The 23,849-nt window shown below is 61.6% G+C and carries 26 protein-coding genes; 4 read left to right on the plus strand and 22 right to left on the minus strand.

Annotated elements, in window-relative coordinates; genetic code table 11:
• Window positions 1-11 precede the first annotated feature (11 nt).
• Window positions 12-521 (minus strand): nitroreductase family protein, encoded by a 510-nt coding sequence (locus Q4I12_RS11330; RefSeq protein WP_168935798.1) that lies wholly within the window; start codon window positions 519-521, stop codon window positions 12-14.
• 119 nt (window positions 522-640) lie between these two features.
• Here Q4I12_RS11330 and Q4I12_RS11335 point away from each other — a divergent pair, with 119 nt between their 5' ends.
• The 3 genes from Q4I12_RS11335 (at window position 641) to Q4I12_RS11345 (ending at window position 3,665) form a co-directional block, all read left to right on the plus strand.
• Entirely contained in the window at window positions 641-2,659 is a 2,019-nt protein-coding gene (locus Q4I12_RS11335; protein ID WP_300645643.1) for a monovalent cation:proton antiporter family protein, read from the plus strand.
• Window positions 2,660-2,779: 120 nt separating this feature from the next.
• A complete protein-coding gene (locus tag Q4I12_RS11340) occupies window positions 2,780-3,199 on the plus strand; it encodes a CoA-binding protein (protein WP_302261602.1) in 420 nt (139 codons plus the stop codon).
• Window positions 3,200-3,215: 16 nt separating this feature from the next.
• A complete protein-coding gene (locus tag Q4I12_RS11345) occupies window positions 3,216-3,665 on the plus strand; it encodes a YkgJ family cysteine cluster protein (protein ID WP_168935795.1) in 450 nt (149 codons plus the stop codon).
• 55 nt (window positions 3,666-3,720) lie between these two features.
• On the opposite strand, the gene Q4I12_RS11350 is transcribed toward Q4I12_RS11345, so the two are convergent.
• From Q4I12_RS11350 to efp, 8 genes are all read right to left on the minus strand, one after another.
• On the minus strand, window positions 3,721-4,719 hold the full coding sequence (locus Q4I12_RS11350) for a hypothetical protein (RefSeq protein ID WP_302261603.1): 999 nt from the start codon (window positions 4,717-4,719) through the stop codon (window positions 3,721-3,723).
• A complete protein-coding gene (locus Q4I12_RS11355) occupies window positions 4,710-5,651 on the minus strand; it encodes a hypothetical protein (RefSeq protein ID WP_302261604.1) in 942 nt (313 codons plus the stop codon). The genes Q4I12_RS11350 and Q4I12_RS11355 overlap by 10 nt, the downstream gene beginning before the upstream one ends.
• 246 nt (window positions 5,652-5,897) lie before the next feature.
• A complete protein-coding gene (locus tag Q4I12_RS11360) occupies window positions 5,898-6,353 on the minus strand; it encodes a GNAT family N-acetyltransferase (RefSeq protein ID WP_302261605.1) in 456 nt (151 codons plus the stop codon).
• Between the two features lie 137 nt (window positions 6,354-6,490).
• Window positions 6,491-7,012, minus strand: a complete 522-nt coding sequence (locus tag Q4I12_RS11365; RefSeq protein ID WP_168935791.1) for a 3'-5' exonuclease — start codon at window positions 7,010-7,012, stop codon at window positions 6,491-6,493.
• 6 nt (window positions 7,013-7,018) lie between these two features.
• A complete protein-coding gene (locus Q4I12_RS11370; RefSeq protein WP_168935790.1) occupies window positions 7,019-7,447 on the minus strand; it encodes a hypothetical protein in 429 nt (142 codons plus the stop codon).
• Window positions 7,448-7,903: 456 nt separating this feature from the next.
• Window positions 7,904-8,575: an outer membrane lipoprotein periplasmic chaperone LolA gene (gene lolA / locus Q4I12_RS11375; protein ID WP_302261606.1), complete on the minus strand. Its 672-nt coding sequence runs from the start codon at window positions 8,573-8,575 to the stop codon at window positions 7,904-7,906.
• 9 nt (window positions 8,576-8,584) lie between these two features.
• Window positions 8,585-11,206: a DNA translocase FtsK gene (locus tag Q4I12_RS11380; protein ID WP_418733229.1), complete on the minus strand. Its 2,622-nt coding sequence runs from the start codon at window positions 11,204-11,206 to the stop codon at window positions 8,585-8,587.
• Window positions 11,154-11,711 carry an elongation factor P gene (efp, locus tag Q4I12_RS11385; protein WP_072333111.1) on the minus strand — a complete coding sequence of 186 codons (558 nt, stop codon included), beginning with the start codon at window positions 11,709-11,711 and terminating at the stop codon, window positions 11,154-11,156. The genes Q4I12_RS11380 and efp overlap by 53 nt, the downstream gene beginning before the upstream one ends.
• Window positions 11,712-11,849: 138 nt before the next feature.
• On the opposite strand from efp, the gene yihA reads away from it, so the two are divergent.
• Window positions 11,850-12,518 (plus strand): ribosome biogenesis GTP-binding protein YihA/YsxC, encoded by a 669-nt coding sequence (gene yihA, locus Q4I12_RS11390; RefSeq protein WP_204673726.1) that lies wholly within the window; start codon window positions 11,850-11,852, stop codon window positions 12,516-12,518.
• A gap of 186 nt (window positions 12,519-12,704) precedes the next feature.
• Here the strand turns inward: yihA and Q4I12_RS11395 are convergent, their stop codons facing one another.
• The 13 genes from Q4I12_RS11395 to Q4I12_RS11455 all read right to left on the minus strand — a co-directional run bounded on the left by Q4I12_RS11395 (window position 12,705) and on the right by Q4I12_RS11455 (window position 23,762).
• Window positions 12,705-14,153, minus strand: a complete 1,449-nt coding sequence (locus Q4I12_RS11395; RefSeq protein ID WP_204673725.1) for a cation diffusion facilitator family transporter — start codon at window positions 14,151-14,153, stop codon at window positions 12,705-12,707.
• A 170-nt stretch (window positions 14,154-14,323) separates the two neighbouring features.
• Window positions 14,324-15,055: an outer membrane protein assembly factor BamD gene (locus Q4I12_RS11400; protein WP_168935786.1), complete on the minus strand. Its 732-nt coding sequence runs from the start codon at window positions 15,053-15,055 to the stop codon at window positions 14,324-14,326.
• Window positions 15,048-15,974, minus strand: coding sequence for a thioredoxin-disulfide reductase (trxB, locus tag Q4I12_RS11405; RefSeq protein WP_168935785.1), 927 nt, complete (start codon window positions 15,972-15,974; stop codon window positions 15,048-15,050). The genes Q4I12_RS11400 and trxB overlap by 8 nt, the downstream gene beginning before the upstream one ends.
• On the minus strand, window positions 15,971-16,294 hold the full coding sequence (gene trxA / locus Q4I12_RS11410) for a thioredoxin (RefSeq protein WP_006005379.1): 324 nt from the start codon (window positions 16,292-16,294) through the stop codon (window positions 15,971-15,973). Before trxA ends, trxB begins: the two co-directional genes overlap by 4 nt.
• A gap of 142 nt (window positions 16,295-16,436) precedes the next feature.
• A complete protein-coding gene (tsaD, locus tag Q4I12_RS11415) occupies window positions 16,437-17,498 on the minus strand; it encodes a tRNA (adenosine(37)-N6)-threonylcarbamoyltransferase complex transferase subunit TsaD (RefSeq protein ID WP_168935784.1) in 1,062 nt (353 codons plus the stop codon).
• Between the two features lie 18 nt (window positions 17,499-17,516).
• On the minus strand, window positions 17,517-18,521 hold the full coding sequence (fbp, locus tag Q4I12_RS11420; protein ID WP_168935783.1) for a class 1 fructose-bisphosphatase: 1,005 nt from the start codon (window positions 18,519-18,521) through the stop codon (window positions 17,517-17,519).
• Window positions 18,522-18,597: 76 nt separating this feature from the next.
• On the minus strand, window positions 18,598-20,004 hold the full coding sequence (locus tag Q4I12_RS11425; RefSeq protein ID WP_302261607.1) for a hypothetical protein: 1,407 nt from the start codon (window positions 20,002-20,004) through the stop codon (window positions 18,598-18,600).
• Window positions 20,005-20,020: 16 nt separating this feature from the next.
• Window positions 20,021-20,917: a tetratricopeptide repeat protein gene (locus tag Q4I12_RS11430; protein ID WP_302261608.1), complete on the minus strand. Its 897-nt coding sequence runs from the start codon at window positions 20,915-20,917 to the stop codon at window positions 20,021-20,023.
• Window positions 20,901-21,230 carry an FtsB family cell division protein gene (locus tag Q4I12_RS11435; RefSeq protein ID WP_006005369.1) on the minus strand — a complete coding sequence of 110 codons (330 nt, stop codon included), beginning with the start codon at window positions 21,228-21,230 and terminating at the stop codon, window positions 20,901-20,903. The genes Q4I12_RS11430 and Q4I12_RS11435 overlap by 17 nt, the downstream gene beginning before the upstream one ends.
• A 1-nt stretch (window position 21,231) precedes the next feature.
• Entirely contained in the window at window positions 21,232-21,486 is a 255-nt protein-coding gene (locus tag Q4I12_RS11440) for a hypothetical protein (protein WP_006005367.1), read from the minus strand.
• 1 nt (window position 21,487) lies between these two features.
• A complete protein-coding gene (gene pgsA / locus Q4I12_RS11445) occupies window positions 21,488-22,042 on the minus strand; it encodes a CDP-diacylglycerol--glycerol-3-phosphate 3-phosphatidyltransferase (protein ID WP_168935781.1) in 555 nt (184 codons plus the stop codon).
• Window positions 22,043-22,161: 119 nt separating this feature from the next.
• Complete coding sequence (locus Q4I12_RS11450; protein WP_040369252.1) at window positions 22,162-23,070, minus strand: Mrp/NBP35 family ATP-binding protein; 909 nt, start codon at window positions 23,068-23,070, stop codon at window positions 22,162-22,164.
• Window positions 23,071-23,105: 35 nt separating this feature from the next.
• Window positions 23,106-23,762, minus strand: coding sequence for a protein-L-isoaspartate(D-aspartate) O-methyltransferase (locus tag Q4I12_RS11455; protein ID WP_302261609.1), 657 nt, complete (start codon window positions 23,760-23,762; stop codon window positions 23,106-23,108).
• Window positions 23,763-23,849: the final 87 nt, after the last annotated feature.

Here is a 23,849-nt window from a genome sequence, read left to right on the forward strand (position 1 = left end):
GGAAGGCCTGCTTACCAGTCTTCGTTATGGACACGTTCAGCGCGGAAGCGTTCCTGAGCCTTGAATTCCTGATCCGTATGTCCAAGCACGATCAGGCTCAGGGGACGGATGTTCTCCGGCATGTGGAAGATCTCGCGGAACGGCCGGGCCCTGTCCTCGATGGGATGCAGACCGCACCAGACCGTGCCGATGTTCAGGGCACGCGCCGCCAGCATGAAGTTCTGCGTGGCCGCCGAGCAATCCTGGACCCAGAACCCGGGGGTCTTCTCTTCGTTCAGATCGGCGCAGATGATGACGGCTGCGGCTGCGCCTGCCGCCATCTTGGCGTAGGGATGGACCTCCGCCACCTTGCGCAGCATCTCGCGGTCACGGATCACGACAAAATGCCAGAGCTGGCGGTTGTTGGCGCTGGGAGCGCACATGGCGGCCTCCAGCATGCGGTCCATATCTTCCTGGCTGACGGGTTCGTCGGTGAAGGAACGGATACTGCGCCGGGTCCTGATCGCTTCAAACAAGTCCATAGGTACTCCCTTGCGGCTTTGGCCGCCTTTTTTTATGATAGCTCCCCTGCAAACGGCATGCCCAACCGGTCCGGGACCGGCGCATGCCGTGCGGGTTCGCACCTGCCCCGGAGGTACAAATGCATTTTGAACTGCTCGATGAACTGGTCATCATTTTCCTGCTTTCCATCGTCGTCAACCTTGTATGCAACAAGATAAAGCTGACGGCAACCGTAGGATTTTTGCTGACCGGCGTATTGTGCGGGCCTTCCCTGCTGGGCATCGTGGACAGCCAGTCCATCAGCGATGTGGCGGAGCTGGGCGTGGCCATGCTGCTGTTCACCATCGGTATGGAGCTGTCCGGCGAGGCCCTGAGCCGTCTGAAACGCCCCGTGTTCCTGGGGGGCAGCCTGCAGATCGGCCTGACGGTGCTGGCCATAGCCGGCCTCACCGCCCTTCTGGACGGGACAAGCCTGCCCAGCGGTATTTTCTGGGGCTGTCTCGTGGCCCTGTCCTCTTCGGCCATCGTCTTGCAGATTTTTCAGCAGAAAGGCCTTACCAGCACGCCGACGGGGCGTCTTTCTCTGGCCATCCTTGTTTTTCAGGACATCATGGTCGCGCCCATGATGCTCTGTGTGCCCCTGCTGTCCGGGCAGTTCCATATGGCGCCCCTGGACATGCTGCTGTCGGTGCTGAAGGTGGGCGGCATCCTCGGGGCCGTGCTGCTGGCCGCGCATCTGGGCCTCAACCGCTTCATGGAAGCGGTCATGCGCACCCGCTCGCGCGAGCTGCTCTTCCTCTCGACCCTGGGCACCTGTTTCGGCATGGCACTGCTGACCCACAGCCTGGGCCTTTCCCTTTCGCTGGGCGCTTTTTTGGCGGGCCTGATGCTGGCCCGTTCCCAGTACAGCATGAGCGTCATCTCGGGCATCATGCCCTACCGTGACGTTTTCATGAGCCTGTTCTTCATCTCCGTGGGCATGATGCTGGATCTCTCCTTCTTCCTCCAGCACATCTGGGCCATCCTGTTCAACACCCTGCTGTTCATCCTGATCAAGAGCCTGCTGACCATGCCCGCCGTCCTGGTGCAGGGCTACCCGCTGCGTACGGCCATCCAGACCTCCCTCTGCCTCGCGCAGGTCGGTGAATTCTCCTTCGTGCTGGCCGCCTCCGGTCTGGCCGCCGGTCTGCTCAACGACATCGGCTACCAGTCCTTCCTGGCCCTGAGCGTCATCACCATGATGCTCACGCCCTTCCTCATCAATCTGGCCCCCCGCGCCGCCGCCCTGCTGACCAGGGGACGCGGCAAGGAAGCCTCCAGCCCGGAAGCAGAACAGCAGAAGGCCAGCACCCTCAAGGATCATCTCATCATCGTGGGCTTCGGCATCAGCGGCAAACACCTGGCCCAGGTGGCCAAGGAATCCGGCATCCCCTACACCATCCTGGAGATGAACCCCGAGACCGTGAGCCGCTACAAGAACAAGGAGCCCATCTCGCACGGGGACGCCTCCCAGCCTGTCATCCTTGAGCATCTGGGCGTCTACACGGCCCGTGTCCTGGCCATCATCATCTCCGACCCGGCGGCCGTGCGCGCCATCACCCTGGAGGCCCGGCGCATGAACCCCGACCTCTACATCGTGGCCCGCACCCGCTTCATCACCGAGGTCGCCCCGCTGCGCCGTCTGGGAGCCAATGTGGTCATCGCCGAGGAATTCGAGACCTCCATCGAGGTGTTCAACCAGGTGCTGACCCAGTATCTGGTGCCCCGTCAGGATATCGACGCCTTCTCCGCCCGTCTGCGCCAGCAGAATTACCGCATGATCCGGCGCATGAGCAGTGCTGCGGACAGTCTGGAAAGCGTTGCCAGCCGTCTGCCCGAAATGGGAGTGCAGACCATGCGGCTGGAGGCAGGTTCCCCCCTGTGCGGCCTCAGCCTTGCCCAGAGCAACCTGCGCCGGGAATACGCCGTGACCGTGGTGGCCGTGGCCCGCAGCGAACAGGAGGTAGTGGCCTCCCCGCCTGCCGACTTCGTCATGGAAGCCGGGGATCTGCTCTACCTGTTCGGCAAAACGGACAAGCTCTTTGCCGTCAAGCCGGTCATTTGTGCCGCTCCTGCGACACCTGCAACAGCGACCGCCCAGGAGGCCCACCAGGCCTGATATCGCGACAGGGCGCAAGTTTTCATCAAGCCGGAGCCCAGGCTTGCACTTGCCCCTGTCAGCCCGTATAGTCGTCTTCCCCCGTCGGCTATGTCGGGGCAATCCCTTATGGAGGCAAGGATGCTTTCGTTTACCGCCATCCGGGACGTACTCCAGCGATCCCGCAGCATCGCCATCGTAGGCGCCAAGGACAAAGCCGGGCAGCCCGTGGACAGAGTGGGCCGCTATCTGCTGGACAAGGGCTATACCATCTTTCCGGTGCACCCTGTCCGCAAGACCGTCTGGGGCCTGACGGCCTATCCCGATCTGGCGTCCCTGCCCCAGCCGGTGGACATCATCGACCTTTTCCGTGCTCCCCAGTACTGTCCCGCCCATGCGCAGGAAGTGCGGGCCCTGCCCTGGAAGCCCCTCTGCTTCTGGATGCAGGAGGGCATCTGCTCCGCCGAGGCGCGTGCCCTGCTGGAGCCTGAACAGATCCTGGTGGTGGAGGATCTCTGCCTCATGGTCGAACACGCCCGCCTGCTCACTTTGCAAAAATAATCCTGAGGATATCGAAATGAGCCAAGAAACCCAGGCCTTTTCCTGTAAGATGTGCGGCCATTGCTGCAAGGGGAAAGGCGGTATCGTCGTCAGCCCCTCCGACCTGAAGCGGCTCTGCGCCACTCTCCGTATGGAAGAGGAAGAGGTGATACGCCAGTTTGGGGAATATGTGGGGACCAAACTCAAGATCCGCGTGGGCGAAGACGGCTACTGCATCTTCTTCCGGGAAGGCAAAGGCTGCATCGTCCATGAAGGCAAGCCTTCCATCTGCAAAGCCTGGCCTTTTTTCCGGGGCAATATAGAAGACCCCGTCAGCCTGCATCTGGCCAAGGATTTTTGTCCCGGCATCCCCAAAGAGATCAGCCATGCCGACTTTGCCGCCCAGGGCAAACGCTATCTGCAGGAAAACGGCCTGCTGGCCAGTGACCGCAGCTGCGAGGCCAATGCCCTGATCCTGGATAAATAGGTTGCCTGAACATCGAGAAAAAAACAGCCCGGAAGATGATCTTCCGGGCTGTTTTTCATGATCCGGTCCTCGGTCCGGCGGCTTTTGCCGCATCCAGATCCGCCTGCAGGCGTTCTGCCTGCAAATGACGCACACGGCGCAAAAAATCTTCACGATATGTCGCAGACTGCCCCGGAGATGTTTCCCCCTCGCGGAGACGCCGCTCGATGGCGGATCGCCGTGCCTCCGGGACATGCTCCAGCAGGGCCGCACGCACGGCAGGCCCGCAGGTGTCCAAGACCCCGACCAGAGCTTCACCGGACGTTTCCTCCAGTGCCTCTTCCAGCAGACCGTCCTCCAGTTTCAAACAGTCTTCAGGACAGTGAACCATCCTGCCCAGCAGCGACGGCAGGCGGGAGTGGTGCCGTTCCAGATCGGCCAGCAGCTCCCTGGCCGCATCCTTGCCCGCAGCCGCCACGATCTCCGCTGCCACCTGCAGGCCGGGACGCCAGTCCTGCACGGATCTTTCCGCAGCCTGCCGGGCAAGCACACTGTCCACCTCATCCAGGATGTCCGCATCCACCGGGGCCAGCCCGCCGATATGCTCCAGCAGCAGTGAGCGCATCTCCGTCGGCAGGCGCATGAGCAGGCCCGCCGCCTGGGAAGCGGAAAGATGGCCAAGGACCAGCGCCAGCGTCTGGGGATGTTCCTGCCGCAGCAGCTGATAGAGCTGCCCCGGGCGCATCCGCTCCAGAGCTTCGAACGGCCGTGCCGACTCCGCCGGGCCCCAGGCGCGCATGGTCTCCCGCGCCTCGCGCTCGCCAAGACAGTGCGCCAGCAGGCGACCGGCCAGGGCCCTGTCCGCACAGATGCCGTCGGCCTGCGTCTCAAGAAATATCCGGGCCTCCCGCAAGATGGCCCGCACTTCGCTTTCGGGGACGTGCGGCAGGCTGGCCATGGCTTCCGTTATCCGGGCAACTTCCTGCCGTTGCATGCGGCCCAGCATGTCCGTAGCCACGTCTTCACCCATGGCCAGAAGGAAGACCGCACACCGCTGGCTGCCTGTCAGTTGCATGACTCCCGCCCTCCTGCTGCCCCTTCCGGCGTTGTGTCTTCCTGTGTCAGCCAGTGCCGCAGCAGGGCCACCCCCTGCCCGGGATGCTCGCGCAAAGAGGTTTCCAGCTGCCGGCGCAGACTCTCGGCATCCTCTGCCGCTTTGCTGTCCCTTTCTGCCTCACAAGGCAGTTTTTCCTCAAAACGGACTTCGGGATCGGCAGATGGGCCAGAGGCCCGACGACGTGCCCGGAAGAATGCAGCCATACCGGCCAGAGCCAGCACGGCAAAGGTGAGGGCCAGCCCCCGCAGGGCAGCCGCATTCCGCCTAGCAGGCAGGAAACAGATCCGCAGGGCATCGCCCCTCCCCTCTTCCAGCGCACAGGCCTGCCCCAGCAGGCTCTCAAGATGCGGGCGCACTGTTTCCGGGACGGCATTTTCTTCCAGCAATACCGAGATGGTACGACGTCCCGTTGTCCGGCCTTTGTCTGCCCCATCCAGACTGACAAGGACTTCTGCCCTGCCGTTGCCATCCAGCAGTGGTCGCAAGACCCGCAGGGCCTGCCGCTCAAGCGCCACTTCCTGTTCCCGGCGGGCCGTCTCGTCTGTCTCATGATCAGGATACAGGCGCCGTCCTTCCGTATCGAAGACGAGGACATGGCGTTTGTCCGGGGCATCCGGTATCAGGGCCAGGGTATCCAGCATCCTGTCCAGAGCTGCGGCATCCGGCATGGCTTCCTGTCGCGCGGGCTCCAGGACGATGACCGCCCCGGACTGCCAGCTTTGGGGAGCCAGTTGCACCCGCGCCTGACGGATGCAGGAGAACTGTTCCAGCTGCCGGGCCAGCAAGGTCTCCCGCTCATGGCGAAGGGCGGCTGCATCGTTATCTCCGCTACACCCGCCTTCTCCCTGCAAGGACAACCAGCCAAGAAGTACGGCCAGAAGCAAAGACACGAACCCGACCGCCGCAAACGCGGCCTGTCGTGTACGCCCTGTCGCTCCGTGACGCTCCTGCATGCTGCCCGACACTGCCAAATTTCCCCCATGGATAGCTGTATCCATATATAGCTAGCAAAGAGGATGCCATTCATGAATAATCATTGATTACAATGTATTAAACATCACCCCAAAAATGGCTCCACATGAGCATTCAAAAAAATGACGCACGCTGCGTCCTGATACTATCCCCCGCTCCCTGCCCTATCCCCCGGCAGACAGCCGGCGCCGCAAGTACACCATATCACGCAAGAGTATGCCCTCTTCCACGATGGGCTGGGGATAGTTGCGGGTAAAGAAGTCAGGGATGCGGTCAAAGGGCACAAAACCGCAGGCCCGGTAAAATGCCAGCGTCGATGGGGCTTCTCCTGTCCCCAGCTGCAAACTATGGCAGGACGAGGCATATCGCGCACAGACAAATTCTATCAGCGCCCTGCCGTAACCGCGTCTGCGCCAGGCGGCTGCCACGGCCAGGTTCTTGATCTCCGCCACGCCCTCGCCTTCCCGGGTCACGACGCAAAGCCCCCGGGCATCGGGGTCATGAAGGACGAACAATTCCCCGCGTTCCAGATACCGGTCTATCATGGCCTCGCTCTCATCCCCGACGAGCAAGAGCGGCAACCAGGCTTTCTTATGACTACGGACATGTACGATATCCATATCCCCTCCCAGCTCTCCGTTTCTCCATACGGTCGCGCGGCTTCTCGCATCCGCCCGTGCCCCGTTCGCCGACCTTCAGCCATAAAAAAAGGAGGTCATCCGGGGGGATGCCTCCTGTCTGCGCTGTCTGACCGCCGTTACAATTTCATCTGACCATCTGTGACGCCCAAGCCGCGCAGACGCAAATAGATCTCCGCACAGGCCCGGGCATCGGACCCCGCATGATGATGATCCAGCGGGATACCGAAGTAGCCGCAGACGCTGTCCAGCGCCCGCGATGCCAGCGGCAGGCTGCGACGCGCTCCCTTGAGCGTACATAAAAACGGCAGCTGCGGCTGCACAAGCTCCAGAGCCTGACAGGATGCATGCAGCACCCTGCGGTCGAAGCCGGCATTGTGGGCCAGAAGGGCATGGCTGCCTTCCATGAAGGCCACGAGCTGCGGCCACAGTTCCGTGAAGGTGGGGGCGTCTTTCAGCATGGGCCAGGTCAGGCCATGCACATGGGTGAACAAAACACGGGAGGACGGCGGACGGATCAGGCTGTAAAAGCTGTCCGTCACCACGCCATCCTCGATGCGGCAAAGGCCCACAGCGCACGCGCTGTGGGCCGCATAGCCGGAAGTTTCAAAATCAAGGGCCACATACCGGCCTGTCGTCATACGGGGCTACTCCTTGCCCTCCGCCGCGCTGCGGGCAGCTTCGGCGATGCGGTCAGCGATGTAGGCACGCATGGCATCATCATCTTCATCCAGATTGAAGCAGCAGGCATCTTCGCCCATGAGACCGGCCGGCACATAGTCGCCCAGTTCGTCAGGATCCTGAATCATGTCGGCATAGAAGCAGACCGACAGCCAGCGGCTTTCCGGTTCGTCATCCACCACGTCCACCAGGACGAACAGCTCGCGCCGTTTCTGGGCGGCATTGCGCGCACGCAGCGAATAGCTGACGCCCGGACGGGCCTTGAATTCCAGCGAAACGTTTTCCAGACCCACCAGATAGTCACGATACGCCAAGAAGGCCGCGCGGGCATTCAGGGGATCGCTCTGCCAGGCCTGCACCAGTTCTTCAACGCCCTTGCTCCAGTCAGCGGACATATGAACACTCCTTTGTCTGCTCTTTGCCACGGCGTACCGCATACGGACGAAACGGCCTCGTCGTGAATCCGGGCATGCTCTTTCGTGCACAGCCTGACCACCGGCTGTCGCGCGCGTCCACCCTCTGCGGACCGCATGTCCGCCGGATCAGAGAATGCCCCATCGTGGGGATAATGCCCGTGCTCCGCAGCCTTTGTCAAGGCAGGATACAGACCTCCCCGACGAAGCCGTACAGGCCAGCCGTCCTTGCTGTCGCGGCACCTGTCCACACGGAATGTTCCAGAATCCAGAACGGTCCCCTGCACTCATGCACCGGTACGCATCAGGCCTGCACGGCTCGCACACTGTGCAGACGGGATCGGGAGGCCGTTCCTTCCTGCAACCAGTACGAGGGAAACGAAACAACAAAAAAGCCCCGCAAAACGGGGCCTTTTTTATCTGCTTTGCACGATGGCGCTACTTGAAAAGCTCGCGCTCCTGCACCTTGGCTTTATCCGTGCGGTCTTCCACGTCGACGCCCTTGGGCGGCGTGAACTGGAAGGTGCTGCTTCCCAGCATGACGTCCGGAATGAACTTGGTGAAATTCACGTCGTTATGGTTGCCGTAAAAGTCCACCAGATCCACGCGACGGATAAAGGTCTGGGCATCCACCCAGATCAGGGCTTCGACCATCTGGGGCGTCGGGTCCTTGGGGTACAGGCGGATCTTCCGCATCCCGTTCTCCGAACCTTCTTCCTTGATGTCAAAATCCTTGCTCAACGCGGCCTGGCCGGTCAGCACCTGGATGATGCTGCGGGAATCCTGCACCAGATCGTGAGGATAGCGGTAGGCCACTTCCTCGTCCGGGATGTAATCCCAGATCTCCTTGCCCGTGACCACAAGGGTCTCCTTGATGGGCTTCTTCGTCTCCCAGCGGATGAGCAGGGGCTTTTTGAAGTGCAGGGTCCCGTAACGGGTCTCTACAGCCCCGCTTTCCTTATGGGTGAGCTTTTGTTCGAACTCGGCGGAAAAAGACTGCAAGGTGTCATAACGCTGTTTGAGATCTCCCACGAGATCGGCGGCCTGCGCCCATGAGGCAAGCGCCAGCAGGGATACGGCACCAAGCACCAGAGATTTGATCATGCGCATTGTTACCTCCTATTTGACCACGGCTCGCGGCTTGCTGCCGTCAGCAGGGCCAATGATACCGTCGGCCTCCAGCTGTTCCACCATATTGGCGGCCCTGTTGAAGCCGATCTTGAAGCGTCGCTGGATCAGGGAAATGGACACCCTGCCCTGTTCGGTCACAAAAGCCTGGACCTCCGCGTACAGGGGATCCGAAGCCACATCCCCTGCGCCGCTGCCGCCACCGCTGCCACCGGCCGCGCCGTCAGCGTTCCAGTCCGCAAAGCTGACCTTGTAGCTGGGCACGAGATGGTGCTTCCAGTAGCCGACGACGTTCTGCACTTCCTCATCGCTCAGGAAGGGACCGTGCAAACGCTGCAAGCGACCGCCGCTGGGCTTGAACAGCATGTCGCCGCGGCCCAGCAGGTGCTCGGCACCGGCCTGGTCCAGAATGGTGCGCGAATCATGCCGCGACGTGACCTGGAACGAGATGCGGCAGGGAAAGTTGGCCTTGATCAGGCCGGTCACCACATCCACGCTGGGACGCTGGGTGGCCAGGATCATGTGGATGCCCGCGGCACGGGCCAGCTGGGCCAGACGCACGATGCTGGTCTCCACCTCGCGGGCAGCCGTCATCATCAGGTCGGCCAGTTCGTCGATGACGATGACCAGATAGGGCAAGGGCTCCAGATCGGCCAGATCCGGCGGGAGCTGACCGTTGTAGCTGGCCAGGCGCTGATTGTAGGAAGCCACGTTGCGTACGCCCATGCGGGCCATGGCCTCATAGCGCTGGTCCATCTCATGCACGGCCCAGTCAAGAGCGTTCTTGGCCTCGCTCATCTCCGTCACCACCGGATGGATCAGATGCGGCTCATCGGCGTACATGGCCATTTCGATGCGCTTGGGGTCCACCAGGAGCAGACGCATCTCTTCAGGCTGCGTACGGTACAGCAGGCTGAGCAGGATACCATTGAGGCAGACGCTCTTGCCCGCACCGGTGGCACCGGCCACCAGCAGGTGCGGCATCCTGGTCAGGTCCGCCATGAAGGGACGACCGGCGATGTCCTTGCCCAGGATCATGGTCAGGGGCCCGCAACCCTTGCGGAAATCTTCCGACGAGGCCAGCTCTCTGAAATTGACGATCTCCCGGTCATCATTGGGGATCTCGATACCCACGGTATCCGATCCGGGAATCGGGGCCTGGATGCGCACGGCGATGGCCTTGAGGGCCAGGGCCAGATCGTCGCTGAGATTGGCGATGCGGTTGACGCGGATACCGGGAGCCGGGCGCACCTCGTACATGGTGACCACAGGCCCGGGCGTGATGCGGACGAGCTCGCTCTGGATATCGAAATCCTTCAGGCATTCCATCAGCGCCTTGCCGCGGGCTTCCAGATCCTCCCGGCGCACACGAGGGGCATCCTTGGAGGGCAGGCTCAGCAGATCGAGACTGGGCAAAGGAATGGGCGCGCGAGGACGCTTTTCCTGCGGGGCAGGCGCCGTCGGCCGGGGAACAGATGCTGCAGGAGCTGCAGGAGCGGCCTTGGGGGCTGCGGCGGCGTCCTGCTTTGCAGGAGCCGGTTCGGCAGAGGCGGACGCGGCAGCATCCTGCCCGCGGCTTTCCTGCGCCGAAGCCTCTTCCACGGCAATGTCACCGGCGGCGGAGTCATCCTCAGCAGCCGGGACGACGGAAGGCGTCTCTACGATGACCGGACGGGGAGCCGCCGGCGCAAAAAAGTCATCATCGTCATCAGGCCCGGAGACGGGCACGGCAACCGGCGCCTGCTCCCTGACGGGAGCGGCAGACGCAGCAGGCTGAGCGACCTCCTCGGGCTCCACAGGATAGATTTCCGGCATGGGGTCCTTGGCCGGACGGATATTGCCCAGCTTGTCGCGCAGGGCCCGCCAGAAATCGGATCCCTTGCCCGGCGTCTTCTGTTTCAGACCGGCGAGGATACGCTTATGGAAAGGCAGGGAGGCAAGCTCCTGACCGTGAGTGACGATCTCGGGCTTGTGCTCTTCTTCCTGTTTTTTCTGCAGGATGCGCTCGCGGATGCGGGCCACGCACAGCGCCCCTACGGAGACCCAGGAGAAGTTGAAGGTCAGCTGGACGCCGACCAGAAAAATGAAGAACCAGACCAGCCCCGAGCCCCCGGGGCTCAGATAATAGCTGGAATTGGAGTGCAGGGTGCCGCCGATCATCCCGCCACCGGCGATATCGCCAAGGGACAGATCCCATGCGGCCCCCACGACCAGCAGGCAGATGGTGAGCAAAAAAAGGCCGCACCAGCGCCACCAGCTGATGGTATACGCGGGGGAGACACAGGACGCGCCCAGGGCCCCGAAGACCAGAGGCCAGATATAGGCGCCTATGCCAAAAACATCATTGAGGAAGCCGGCAGTATAGGCACCAAAAAGTCCCGCCTGGTTGCTGACTTCAGCCTGCCTGCTGACCACATGGTTGAGGCTGGGGTCATTGGCGCTGAAAGTCACCACACTGAGCAGCATCAGCAGTGACCAGAAAAGCAGGAAAAGCCCAAAAAGTTCGCGGCTGAACTTGCGTGCGTCCGTATGTCTACCCTCGCGTATCTTGCAAAAAGGCCTATTCGCGGCCCAGGTATTCCTTGGTACGGGTATCGACCTTGATGCGGTCACCTTCGTTCACGAAGATGGGCACCTGCACCACGATACCGGTCTCCAGCTTGGCGGGCTTGGTCACGTTGCTCACGGTGTCGCCCTTGGCGCCGGGTTCGGTCTCCACCACTTCGAGCACCAGGCTCAGCGGGATGTCGATATCCAGGGGATTGCCCTTGTACAGCAGCACGCGGCATTCCTGACCGTCCTTGAGGAAGCCTTCCTTGCCGCTGGTGGTGGAGGTGGAGACCTGGAGCTGTTCGTAGGTGGTCATATCCATGAAGATCAGCTCGTCGTCCTGGCGATACAGGAACTGCATGTCGCGGGTCTCCATGTCGGGCTTGCCCACCTTTTCGCCGGAACGGAAGGTGATGTCCTGGATGCGTCCCGTCAGGATGTTGCGCAGCTTGGTGCGGACCATGGCACCGCCCTTGCCGGGCTTGAAGTGCTGGAAGTCAACAATTTCGTAGGGGATGCCTTCCACCTCGATCTTGAGGCCCTTGCGGAAATCAGTCGTCGAATACATTCTTCCTCCTGCTGCCGTGCACGTGGCCTTTTTCCGGCCATTTGCAAAAAAAACGCGCTACGGCTAGTATACGCTTAGTGAATTGCGGATTATTGTGAAAATACCCCTTACTGTCAAGCTGTGCCTGAGGTCCACACCATGCCGACGCTTACCCTAGAAAGCACCGTCTACACCCTCCAGCAACTCCTGGATGTCCCGGAAGCCCAGGTGGCCCTGGCCGGCCGTTCCAACGTGGGCAAGTCTTCGCTCATCAACGCTCTGGCCGTGCGTAAAAAGCTCGCCAAGGTCAGTGCCACACCGGGCAAGACGCGCTCCATCAATTTTTACCGGGTGCAGCCCCACAACTTTTTTCTGGTAGACCTGCCGGGCTACGGCTATGCCCGGGCCAGCCACAGTGAGCGCCGCAGCTGGGCGACCCTGCTGGAAAAATATCTTTCTACCTGCAAGAACCTGCGCGCCCTGGCCTTGCTGCTGGACAGCCGTCTGCCCCCCCAGAAACTGGATCTGGAGCTTGCCGGCTTCGCCCGTTCCTGCGGGCTTCCCCTGCTGCCCATCCTGACCAAGGCCGACAAGTGCAACCAGCGGGAACGTGCGGCACGCCAGGCGGAATGGGGCGAGATCGTCGGCGTCAAACCGGTCATCACCTCTTCCAGCAAGCGCATGGGCATGGATGCCCTGTGGCAGCGCCTTATCGAAGCTTCGGGCTGCGCGCCGGTCATCCTTGAGGAAGAGCCCGCCCAGCCCGTGACGGCATCGCTGGCCGAAGCTCTTGCCCGGACGACCGCGGGAACGGAAGAAAAGGCCTAGAGGCCTTTGAGGTCCAAAGCCTCCCTTTGGCGCGAAAAGGACGCTTTTCCCTCAGGTCCCATCCTCTCGTGAAAGGCCTCCGTCCCAAGCAGAGGCACTTTTCCTGAACGGGACGACACAGAGAGCCTTACTAAAAAGAGGCAGGAGAATGTTCATGCATCTTCCTGCCTCTTTTCTTTTTGCTCGTTACTTGCCCAGCGGAGCGGATTCCGTCCTGGGCGGCTCCAGATGGATGAGTATGCGCCCCAGCAGCGGCAGGCGTTCGCGCAGCTCTTTCTCCAGGCGGACCGTCAGCTGATGGGCTTCTTCCACACTCAGTTCATGCCGGACACAGCAGTGGAAGGAGATGCACAAGCCGTACACCGGCAAGGTGTAGGCATGGTAGCCGTGGGCACAGCACAGCAGGGGCTCGCGACCAACGGCCTGCTCTACTTCCTTCCAGGCCAGCTCTGCCACGGCTGTCTGGGCAGGAGCAGCTTCCTCCTGGACGTCTCCCCGCTCTTCAGGATCGATGTGGGTGACGATCCCGGCCTGCGGCAGGGCAGAATGCAACGCCTCTTCAAAAGCACGGACCCGTTTGTGGGCCTCGCAGAACGCTTCCTGTCCCGGCACTTCCACATGGACCTCCACAAGCGTCCCCGCCCCGCTGCGCAGGATCTGGACATCATGGACGGCCAGCCCCTGGATGGAGGCCACCCGCTGCACCACAGTAAAGGGATCTTCCTTCTGGCCGGAACGCACAGGTTCCACGTGGACCGTGACATCCGCGCCGGGCAAGATGGCATCCACAGCCAGTTCGGCATCATGGGCGATCTTGTGCCCTTCACTGACGCGTATGGCCGGGTCGACCCCCACGGTCAGATCCACAAAATAATGCGGACCGCTGGAACGCAAACGCACACGCTGCACGTCCTGGACGCCCGGCAGATGCTTCACTGCCTCACAGATGGCCTGCTGTTCTTCCGTAGAACCACTGTCCATGAGCATATTGATGGCTTCCCGGGCCATATGGAGGCTGGCCCGGAAAATGATCAGGGCCACCAGGAGGGCGGCAACGGTATCCGCCTGCACCAGGACCTTGTGTACCGGTTCAGGCAGCTGCAGCTTGGCGGCCAGCCAGACGGCCCCCACCCCCACGAGGACGACAGCAGAAGACAGGATGTCTGTCGAAAAATGCAGGGCGTCGGCTTCCAGTGCCTGGCTCCGTGTCTCCTTGGCGACTTTTTTCAGCACCCGCACCCGGTTCACGTCGATCACGATGGAAATACCCATCACGATGATGCCCCAGATGGAAGGGGCCACCGGCGTATCGCCCGAAAGCAGACGGCCTGCGCCTTCATAGACGACCCAGACGCAGATAACGAACAGCAGCACTGTCTCGCCCAGTGCCGACAGGTTCTCGACTTTGCCATGCCCATAAGGATGCCGGGCATCCGCAGGACGGGAAGAGAGCCGGACGGCATACAGGGTCATGGCCGCCGCCAGCAGGTCAAGCCCGCTGTGCAATGCCTCGGAAAGGATCCCCAGGCTGTTTGTATAGATACCCACAACCAGCTTGATGGCCGTAAGCAGGCAGGCCGCCAGCAGGGATACCAAAGCAGCCCTGTTCTTGGCCTGACTGTGTTCCTCGTTCATCGTCATTCCATCCTTGTCTTCATGCGGCAGAGCGTCCCCAAGCCAGACCGGAAGCCTCTGCAGCACAGTCATGCGCCGGTTCCCTTAGTACCGGTGCACATCCCGGAAAGCGGGAGTGGAAGTCATTTTCCCTGCAGAACAAAAAAGCCCCGAACGGGGCTTTTTTGTTCTTACAGCCAGGTGAACCAGTTTCGCCAGCTGCCCTGCCGCTTTTCGCGGGTCAGGCGGCCTTGCTCTTCCTTGTAGTAGTGGTACGCCGCCAGGGACTTTTCCTTGGCATGCGAGGCTACTTCAGGAACATCCGGGAAGTTCTCGCTCACATATTCATAGCGCCGCCAGGCAGGACCATACTTTTCCATATGCCAGAACACGTCGGCGATATAGAGTTCATGCTCGGCCATCAGGCGACGGCAGGTGTGCATCTTTTCCCCGGCATCCTTGGCATAGGGAGAGTCAGGATAGACCTGCTGCAGCCGTGCGAAGTATTCGTGGGCTTCCTGCAGGATCGTCGTTGCCCGGTCGATGGACCGGAACTGCTTCATGAGCGACATACCCGTCTGATAGATGACGTAGGGGGTCGCATCATGCCGCGGGTGCAGCGACTCGAAATCCTTGTATGTTTCCGCAGCCAGCACATATTCCTCATCGAGGTAATAGGCATCGGCCAGGGCCAGCTCCGCGTCGACCGTATAGGGGCTGAAGGGATAGGTATCCCGCAGCTTGTTGTACAGTTCGACCGCGCGCACATAGTTCTTTTCGCTCATGGCGTCATTGCCGGCTTCGAATATCTCCTGCGCTGTATCCTCGGCCGGAGGCAGGTAGATCATATCGATGATGCCGCAGCCAGACAGCGAAAAGATGGCCAAAGCCAGAGTCAGAGAGCGAAGATAGTTTTTAAACATGGAGCTGTTCCAGGAAGACGAAAGCTGCCTGCGCAGCAGTTGCACCGTCACCGGCGGCAGTTATGACCTGACGGCACAGTTTCGAACGCACGTCACCGGCGGCAAAAATGCCGGGGATGCTGGTCCGCATTTCCGTATCCGTCACAATGAAGCCCTGGGCATCACGTTCCAGCGCGGCGGGCAGGTACGCCGTTGCCGGCTCGAAACCGACATAGATGAACAGCCCTTCGACGGAGATCTGACGGATCTCGTCCGTCTTCAGATCCCTGACGCTCAGGGATGTCAGGGCGTTTTCTCCATGGAGGGCGGTCACGACGCTGCTGCGCACCAGCTCCACCTTGTCCGGCATGGATTCCAGCTTGTCCTGATAGATCTTCGCCCCGCGGAACTCGTCACGGCGATGGATCAGATAGACTTTGGAAGCCAGCTTGGCCAGATAAAGGGATTCTTCCAGCGCAGCATTGCCGCCGCCGACGACGGCGACCGGCGCATTGCGGAAGAAGTTGCCGTCGCACAGGGCGCAATACGAGACCCCACGACCCTGCAGACGCTTTTCATCAGCAAGCCCCAGCTCGCGATGATGGGCGCCGGAACACACGATGACCGTCCGGCAGCTGTGCTCCTTGCCACCGGCCTGCACGACAAAATTGCCAGCCTCGCCGCTGACGCTTTCCACAGCATCCCGGCTGTGCGTCACCGGCAAGCCTTCCAGATGGGCGGCAAACAGGTCGGCCAGCTCGTAGCCCTTGATACCCTTGGGATACCCGGGGTAGTTCTCCAGGGCCTCGGTCTGCAGGATCTGTCCTCCGGCTGCCATCTTCTCAAAAAGGATGACGGAGCAGCCGGAACGGACGAGATACAGCGCCGCCGTCACCCCGGCAGGGCCACTGCCTATGACTGCAGCATCGAAGGAGCTCATGCCAGGGCCTTGGTCTGCAGGATGTTGACGATGGCGTCCTTGTTGACGGCACCGGTCACCTGGTCGATGGCCTGGCCATTCTTGAACAGCATCAGGGTCGGGATGGCGCGGATACCGAATTTGGTGGGCGTCGCCGGGTTTTCGTCAACGTTCATCTTGACGATGCGGACCTTGCCTTCGTACTCGGCAGCCAGTTCATCGATGATGGGGCCCACAGCGCGGCAGGGACCGCACCAGGGGGCCCAGAAGTCCAGCAGGACAGGGATATCGGAATTCAGGACAACGCTATCGAAAGTGGCATCAGAAATCTGTTCGGCCATAGTGTCTCTCCTTAGAAAATAAGCAAATTCCCGTCACAGGCGGACGGATCCCGCCATCGCAGATGAGCTGCCACGGCTGCCAAAAGATTAGTTGCCTCAACCGCCACTGTCAAGACGGTGACACAAAAACGGTGACAAATATCTAGAGTTCCCGAAAAAACATATCGTCCGGGATCGCCTTGCCCCGCGGGATGGTCTCCATGCGCAGATCATGCTGCCAGCCTTCCCTGGCGATGAGCCAGGAGGCATAGGCCACCATGGCGGCGTTGTCCGTACACAGGGCACGGCCGGGCATGATGGTATGGCCGCCCCGTTTTTCCATCAGCTGTGCCATACGCTCACGCAGCAGACTGTTGGCGGCAACGCCTCCGGCCATGATCAGCAGATCCAGATCGGGGTTGGCGGCAAGCGCCCGCTCCACCTTGGTGGCGATGGTCTCCACCACGGCCAGATTGAAAGAGGCGCAGCAATCCTTCAAAGCCTGGGGGGCATCTGCCGTATCCTGCAAGGGATGCGGCCAAGGCTGGTCAGGCAGCACCTGGTGCACATAGCTGGTCACGGCGGTCTTCAGACCGCTGAAGCTGAAATCCAGATTGTCGTTGTCCAGATACGGACGCGGGAACAGACGGGCATCCGCCCTGCCCTGCCGGGCCAGGGCATCCATCAGTTTGCCGCCGGGATAGGCCAGCCCCAGGATCTTTCCGACCTTATCAAAGGCCTCACCTGCCGCGTCATCCAGCGTCTTGCCCAGGACGATGCAGCGGGAAGGCGATTCCATGCGATAGATATGCGTATGCCCGCCGGAGACCAGCAATCCCAGCGCGGGGAAGCGCAGTTCGTTCTCCAGCCCTGCGGCCAGCAGATGCGCATGCAGGTGATTGACCCCCAAAAAGCGGGCCCCGCACCCCAGCGCCAGTGCCTTGGCAAAGGCAACGCCTACCAGCAGGCTGCCCAGCAGGCCGGGCCCCCGGGATACAGCCACCACATCCAGATCGGACGGACGCAGGTCAAGGCGCTGCATGAGCTGGTCGAAGAGCGTCCCCAGATAGCGGTAATGCTCGCGGGAAGCCAGTTCAGGGACGACGCCCCCGAACAGGGCATGGATATCCGCCTGGCTGGCCAGGACGGCATCCAGCAGGACACCGTCCCGGACCACCGCCAGTGCGGTCTCATCACAGGAACTTTCAATGCCGAGGCACAGCAAGGTCTTCTCCCACTCGGACTAGTCCGGATACTTGGCGTAGATGGCCTCCACAGCCTCCACGTCACGGGCCGAACCGATGTACAGGGGCGTACGGGCGTGCAGGGTCTCGGGGCGACGCTCAAGGATACGGCGACGACCGTCGCTGGCCTTGCCGCCGGCCTGTTCGGCCAGGAACGCCAGCGGGGCGGCTTCGCACATCATGCGCAGTTTGCCGTTGGGCTTGTTCTTGTCCGGCGGATACAGATAGATGCCGCCGTACAGCAGCGTGCGGTGGAAGTCGGCCACCAGCGAGCCCACATAACGGGCGGAATAATCCTTGCCTTCCGGGCTCTTGCAGGTATGGAACCATTCGACGGCCTCACGCGCGGGCTCGTCCCAGTTGTTCCGGTTGCCTTCATTGACGGAATAGATGTGACCCTGCTCCGGGATGCGCATATCAGGATGGGAAAGCAGGAATTCCCCGACGCCGGGGTCCAGTGTGAAGCCATGCACCCCCTGACCGGTACTGAACACCAGCATGGTGGACGGGCCGTACAGGATATAGCCCGCGGCCACCTGCTGGATGCCGGGCTGCAGGACTTCTTCCAGGGAGACTTCACCGGTGCTGCCCGCAGGACGGCGCAGGATGGAAAAGATGGTGCCCACATTGATGTTGACGTCGATATTGGACGAACCATCGAGGGGGTCGAAGATCAGGATATAATCGCCGCGGGGAAATTCCGGTCCCACGCGCACCAGCTCCGGCTCTTCCTCGGAGCCCATGGCGCACAGGGCGCCGCAGCGTTCCATGCGGTAGAGCAGGATGCGATTGGCGATGCTGTCCATCTTCTGCACGTTCTCGCCCTGGACGTTCACCTCGCCCGTGCCGCCGAGGATATCCAGCAGACCGGCCTTGTTGATCCGGCGGGAGATGGTCTTCCCCGACAGGATCAGGTCATACAAAAGACCGGTGAACTGGCCGGTAGCCTGGGGAGAGCGCTTTTGATGCAGCAGAAGATGTTCGGTAACGGTAATGTCGGCCATGAAAAGCCTCCTTACACTGGATATGAAAGCGTGTGCGCCGCCGAAGCGGCGCACACTGCGTGATTGCTGTCAAAGACTACCTGGGACCGAAGGGACTGGGGCGCCCGCCCGGCAGCAGGGCCGGACGTCTGGGCTCTGAAGGCTCTTCGGCTGCCGGCGCTTCCGCAGGCGTTTCGGAAGCTGCGGGCTTGGCGGCAGCCGGAGCCTCGGGGGCAGCCGTTTCTGCTGCGGGAGCCGTATCGGCAGCGGACTCAGCCGGAGCTGCCGGGGCAGCGGTATCCGCTCCGCCCTGCTCGGCTGCCGGCTTGGCAGCGCCCCGAGGACCAAAGGGACTGGGCATGCGCACCTGCGGCGCGGGCGCGGTCTCTTCAGGCAGTTCGGGCACCGTGAGCGCCTCATCGGGGATGACGAGCCGTCTGCGCGGACGCGGCTTCACGTTCTCGCCGGCCAGCGGCCGTTCACGCACGCGGGAAGGAGCCGGAGCGCTTTCCTGCGGCGGCTGGACGATGCTGGAGCCCGGAGCCACATCCTGCGGCGGCATGCCGCCGGCATCACCGTAACCCTCAACGGCATCTTCGGAAGCACCGAAGGCGGGCGTCGTCTTGCTGCTGTCCTTCTTGCGTTCGGGCATGGGCGGCGGAGGAAGCTTTTCCTTTTCCTTGGGGAAGAAGGGCAGGCCCTGATCCACGCTGCCGTTCCCCTGCGGGAAGGTGCCGGATTCCGCCACGGCAAAGACCAGCGGCAGGTTGCCCAGATAGCGCACCATGTAATAGAAGCTCCCCGTCGCGTTGGAGCAGGTGCCGGAAGAGCTTTTGGTGACTGCTTCTTCCCAGTTCACCGAAGCGAGCGGGGTCGCCGCATAGTCATACTTGCCGGGCCAAAGCAGCGCCTGAGGGCTGAGGATGACCATGTCCTGGGGATTGCCGGAATACTGCACCAGGTTGCGCATGTCGAAATAGGCCACGACGATGCCGAGGAAATCCACGCCATCGTACAGGGGGGCAGCCAGCATGACTTCCGGCCCCATGGGGGTCTGCTGCACACCGGCACGCAGGGCACGGCTGCCCTGCTTCTTGTCTTCATACAGCAGCGGGATGAAATCCAGCTGTTTCAAAGGATTGGCAGGCTCCTGCCCCAGCAGGGTCCCGTCATATTTGACGCCGGCAAAGCCGTCCAGCCAGGGATGGGCGGCAAAAAGGCTGTCCATCCACTGCCGCGTCGGCGGTTTGTCCGCATTGATCATGGTCCGCTCAAAGCGGCCCAGCTCCACATCCAGCCCCATCATGCAATTGGTGAGCGCCAGCGCACGCGGGGAAAGATCTCCTTTTTCACCATAATCCACAGATGCAGGAGGGCTGACATAGGTATACCAGACATCCTTTGTACCCTTCCAGACATTCTTGGTGGGCTGGTAGGAACTGCAGCCCGCCACCATGGCGGCGGAGGCAAGCAGTACACAACAACGCCTAAACAAATGGGACACCACGCACTCCTGCTTCTTAACTCTGGGCCCTGGCTTCCACGCGTTCGGCCAGGGCTTCCAGCATACTGATGAGTTTGTCCTTGCCTGCGGCCATGTCCGGCGAAGGCGGAACGAGATCTTCCACAGCAGCGCCCTCAAGCTGAGTGCGCAGCATGGCGATACGCTGCTGCAGGACTTCCTGTTCGGAAGAGCCGGCGGCGGCAGCAGCCAGCTCGGTATAAATATCCAAAGCGCCCTGAAGATCCCCCTGCTCGGCCAGGACTTCCGCCATGGACCGGGTACGCAGGGAAAGGGGCCTGTCCGGGGTCGGTTGCGGCAGCGGATGCTCCCGCCTGCCCTGTGCCGCAGCAAAGGAAGCAGCGTCGTCTCCCTCCGCCATCCCGGCACCGGCAGGCTTGGCCGCCGGAGAGGAAAAAGTATCATGCGACTGCGCGTCCATGTCCTCGGGCCCCATGACGGCCAGGTCGGCCAGGGCCTTGCCGCGCGGCAGGTCGCTGCTCTGGGCCTCCTGCATGAAGGAGCGCAGGCCCCGTTCAAAAACTTCGTTCAGGTTCAGCGGGCGGCTCGCGAAGCTGGCAGCCAGAAAGCGCAGGGCCGTCGCCACATCCCCGCAGCCGCTGCCGAGCATGCTGGCCGCCCAGGCCTGCCAGAAGCCGGGATAGGAGGCAAAAAGCTGCCCCAGTTCCGTCACCTCCGCCACGCAGGCTTCGGGCTGCCCGTGATGATAGAGCTGCTCGATATAAAAAAGCCGTGCTTCAAGAAATTCGGGATGACGCTCCAGCCCCCGGCGCAGGGTCTCAAGCGCCGCTTCAGGCTGTCCGTCCTCCACCAGCAGGCGAGCCAGAGGGAAAAACAGCTTGGAGCTGGGTTCCAGCTCCAGCACTTCCCTGTACCATTCAATTTTGTCCATCATGCGTGGCAGCCCCGCTCTCCCGGTTTTCGGAGGAATCACCAAAAAGGTACAGCACTTCGTTCTCGTGGACGTAGTGCAGCCGCTGGCGTATCATTTTTTCGACATAGCGTTCATCCGTCTGGAGCAGACGGATGTCCCGGCTCAATGAGCGGTTCTCCGCATCGATGCTGGCGATCTCGGCCTCGATGGCCGCATGTTTCTGTTTGAGTTCACGATAGGCGATGAGCCCTTCAGATCCCCAGATCATGTGACAGAAAATGATGAGGTTGATCCCCCATACAGCTACCAGAACTATGACCCGCCAAGCTACCATCTTATTGCAAGACCCGTCGTTGTTTCTGCCAGGTACGCCGGGAGAGCCCCAGCTCTTCCAGAAAAGTCGCTGTGGCGGATTCCAGACGCTCTACGTCATCCTCTCCAAGGCGCATCTGCTCGACGCTATCCAAAAAGCGCCGTAATGCCATGAATTCTTCAACAAAATAGCGATCGGAGAGATCAGCTCCGATCTGTGGCTCCAGCTCGAGGATGGTCTGGATGCAGTTTTTCAGCCGTAACTGCAGGGTACTCATCTTATTCGGCAGCGTTTTTTGCGGCGATCTTGCGGTAGAAACCGTAACAGTAGTTCACACAGGACACTACGGACATGATGAGCGCCAGATAGAGGATGATTTCCCCGATGGGCCACAGACGCACGCCCCAGTAAGGATAGTGCAGCAGCATGGGGATGATGGCCGCGATCTGCAGGACGGTCTTGAGCTTCCCGTACCTGTCGGCGGCGAGGACGATCCCTTCATCGATGGCGATGGCGCGCAGCCCCGTGACCACCAGCTCACGGCAGACGATCAGGATGACGACCCACGCTTCAGCCCAGCCGAGGGTGCAGAACATGATGAGCACGGAACAGATGAGGACCTTGTCCGCCAGGGGATCAAGGAACTTGCCCATGCTGGTGACCATGTTGTTGCGCCGGGCCACGTAACCGTCGGCCCAGTCCGTGATGGAAGCGGCAATGAATGCCAGCGCGGCCAGCACACAGGTCACCGGGCCCTGGAAATACAGCAGCACGATGACGAGCGGAACCAGCAGCATGCGCAACAGCGTCAGTTTATTCGCAAGATTGAACATATTCTCACCGACCGGGAAACAGGACTACATGGAAACGGGTATCACAAACGCGTCCCTGAGAAAAGGGAAAAACGCGCAGATATCTTGAGGGGGTGGACGAGCCACCCCCCAAAGAGCGCCTAGCTCTTGCTGACCAGCTTCGCGGCGCCGCTGTCGGCAGCCTGGGCGATGGCGTCAGCCAGATGCAGGAAAGCCTGCTTGGCAGGGCAATCCTGTTCAAGATAGACCACGGGCACGCCCCGGTCGGCGGCCACCACGGTGGCCGGATCCAGCGGGATGGCACCCAGGAAGGGGATGCCGTAATGCTTGGCAAGCTCTTCACCGCCGCCCTTCTTGAACAGGTCGATCTCCTGGTGGCAGTGGGGGCAGACAAGGCCGCTCATGTTTTCCACCACGCCCAGGACCTTGCCTTCGGCGACCTGCAGGAAGTTGACGGCCTTGCGCACGTCGGCCAGGGAGATCTCCTGCGGGGTGGTCACCGTGACGCTCTGGGCGTCGGTGATGGTCTTGAGGATGGTCATGTGTTCGTCACCGGTTCCTGGAGGGGAGTCGATGAGCAGGAAATCCAGCGGGCCCCAGGCCACGTCGGAGAGGAACTGGCGGATGGCAGCCGTCTTTTTGGGGCCGCGCCACAGGATGGCCTGGTCACGATCCTGCAGGAAGGAATCCATGGAAATGACTGCCAGGTTCTCATTGTACATGGCAGGGATGAGTTCGTTTTTCTCATTCATTTCGATGGTAGCCTTCAGACCCAGCAGGTTGGGCACGCTGGGGCCGTGCATGTCCACGTCCAGGATGCCGACCTTGAAGCCGCGATGGGCCAGGGCCGCGGCGGTATTGACGGTGACGGAGCTTTTACCCACGCCACCCTTGCCGCTCATGACAAAGATCTTGTGCCGGATGTGGGCCAGGCGGTCGGCAATGATCTGGTCTTGCCGGGCCATGGCCGATTCCATGCAACCGGCGCCGCCGGGGTTGCCCTTGGAAGAGCAGCCCGACGCAGAGGAACAGGAAGAACAGGAAGACATGATATCTCCTTTACAGGGTATGACAACAGGCAGGCTTACCAACCATGGTCGCCCACCAGATCCACGAAGACGGCAGGGCCCAGGTCCTCGCTGCAAAGCCGTCCCTGACGGCGCATGATGCGCATCAGGCGTTGCGTGCGGGGCCGTGCCCCCACCGGGATCAGCATGATGCCGTCCACGGCAAGCTGCTCCAGCAGGGGGCGGGGGATCTGGGGACCTCCGGCAGTGACGATGATGCGGTCGAACGGGGCGGCGGCAGGCATGCCCAGCGTTCCATCGCTTCGTTGCATGTGAATAGCGCGAAGATCGAGCTGCTGCAAGAGGGCCCGGGCCGATTGGTACAGCTCTTTGAGGCGCTCCACGGTATAGACCGTGTAGCCCATGGCGGCCAGCACCGCCGCCTGGTAACCGGAACCGGTGCCGACCTCCAGCACGCGCATGCCGGGCGAGGTCTCCAGCATCTGGGACATGAGGGCCACCGTGGACGGCTGGGAGATGGTCTGTCCGTAGCCGATGGGCAGCGGACAATCCTCATAGGCCCGCGAACGCAGTCCCTCGGGCACGAAAAGATGCCGGGGGACCCGCGACATGGCATCAAGGACGCGTCCGTCCGTTATGCCCCTGGCGGCCAGCTCCCGAACCATGCGCAGACGCAGGCGTCTGGGATCTATCGCGGTACCTCTTGCCATCATGCTCGTTTTGTCCTTTGCGTATGGCGAAGAAAGAACAAATTTTCCCCCCCAAGTCAAATGCCGTCAAAGCGGGGGCTATTCCTTGAA

It is taken from the genome of Desulfovibrio piger, from assembly GCF_951793255.1.
In the GTDB taxonomy this organism is placed as follows: domain Bacteria; phylum Desulfobacterota; class Desulfovibrionia; order Desulfovibrionales; family Desulfovibrionaceae; genus Desulfovibrio.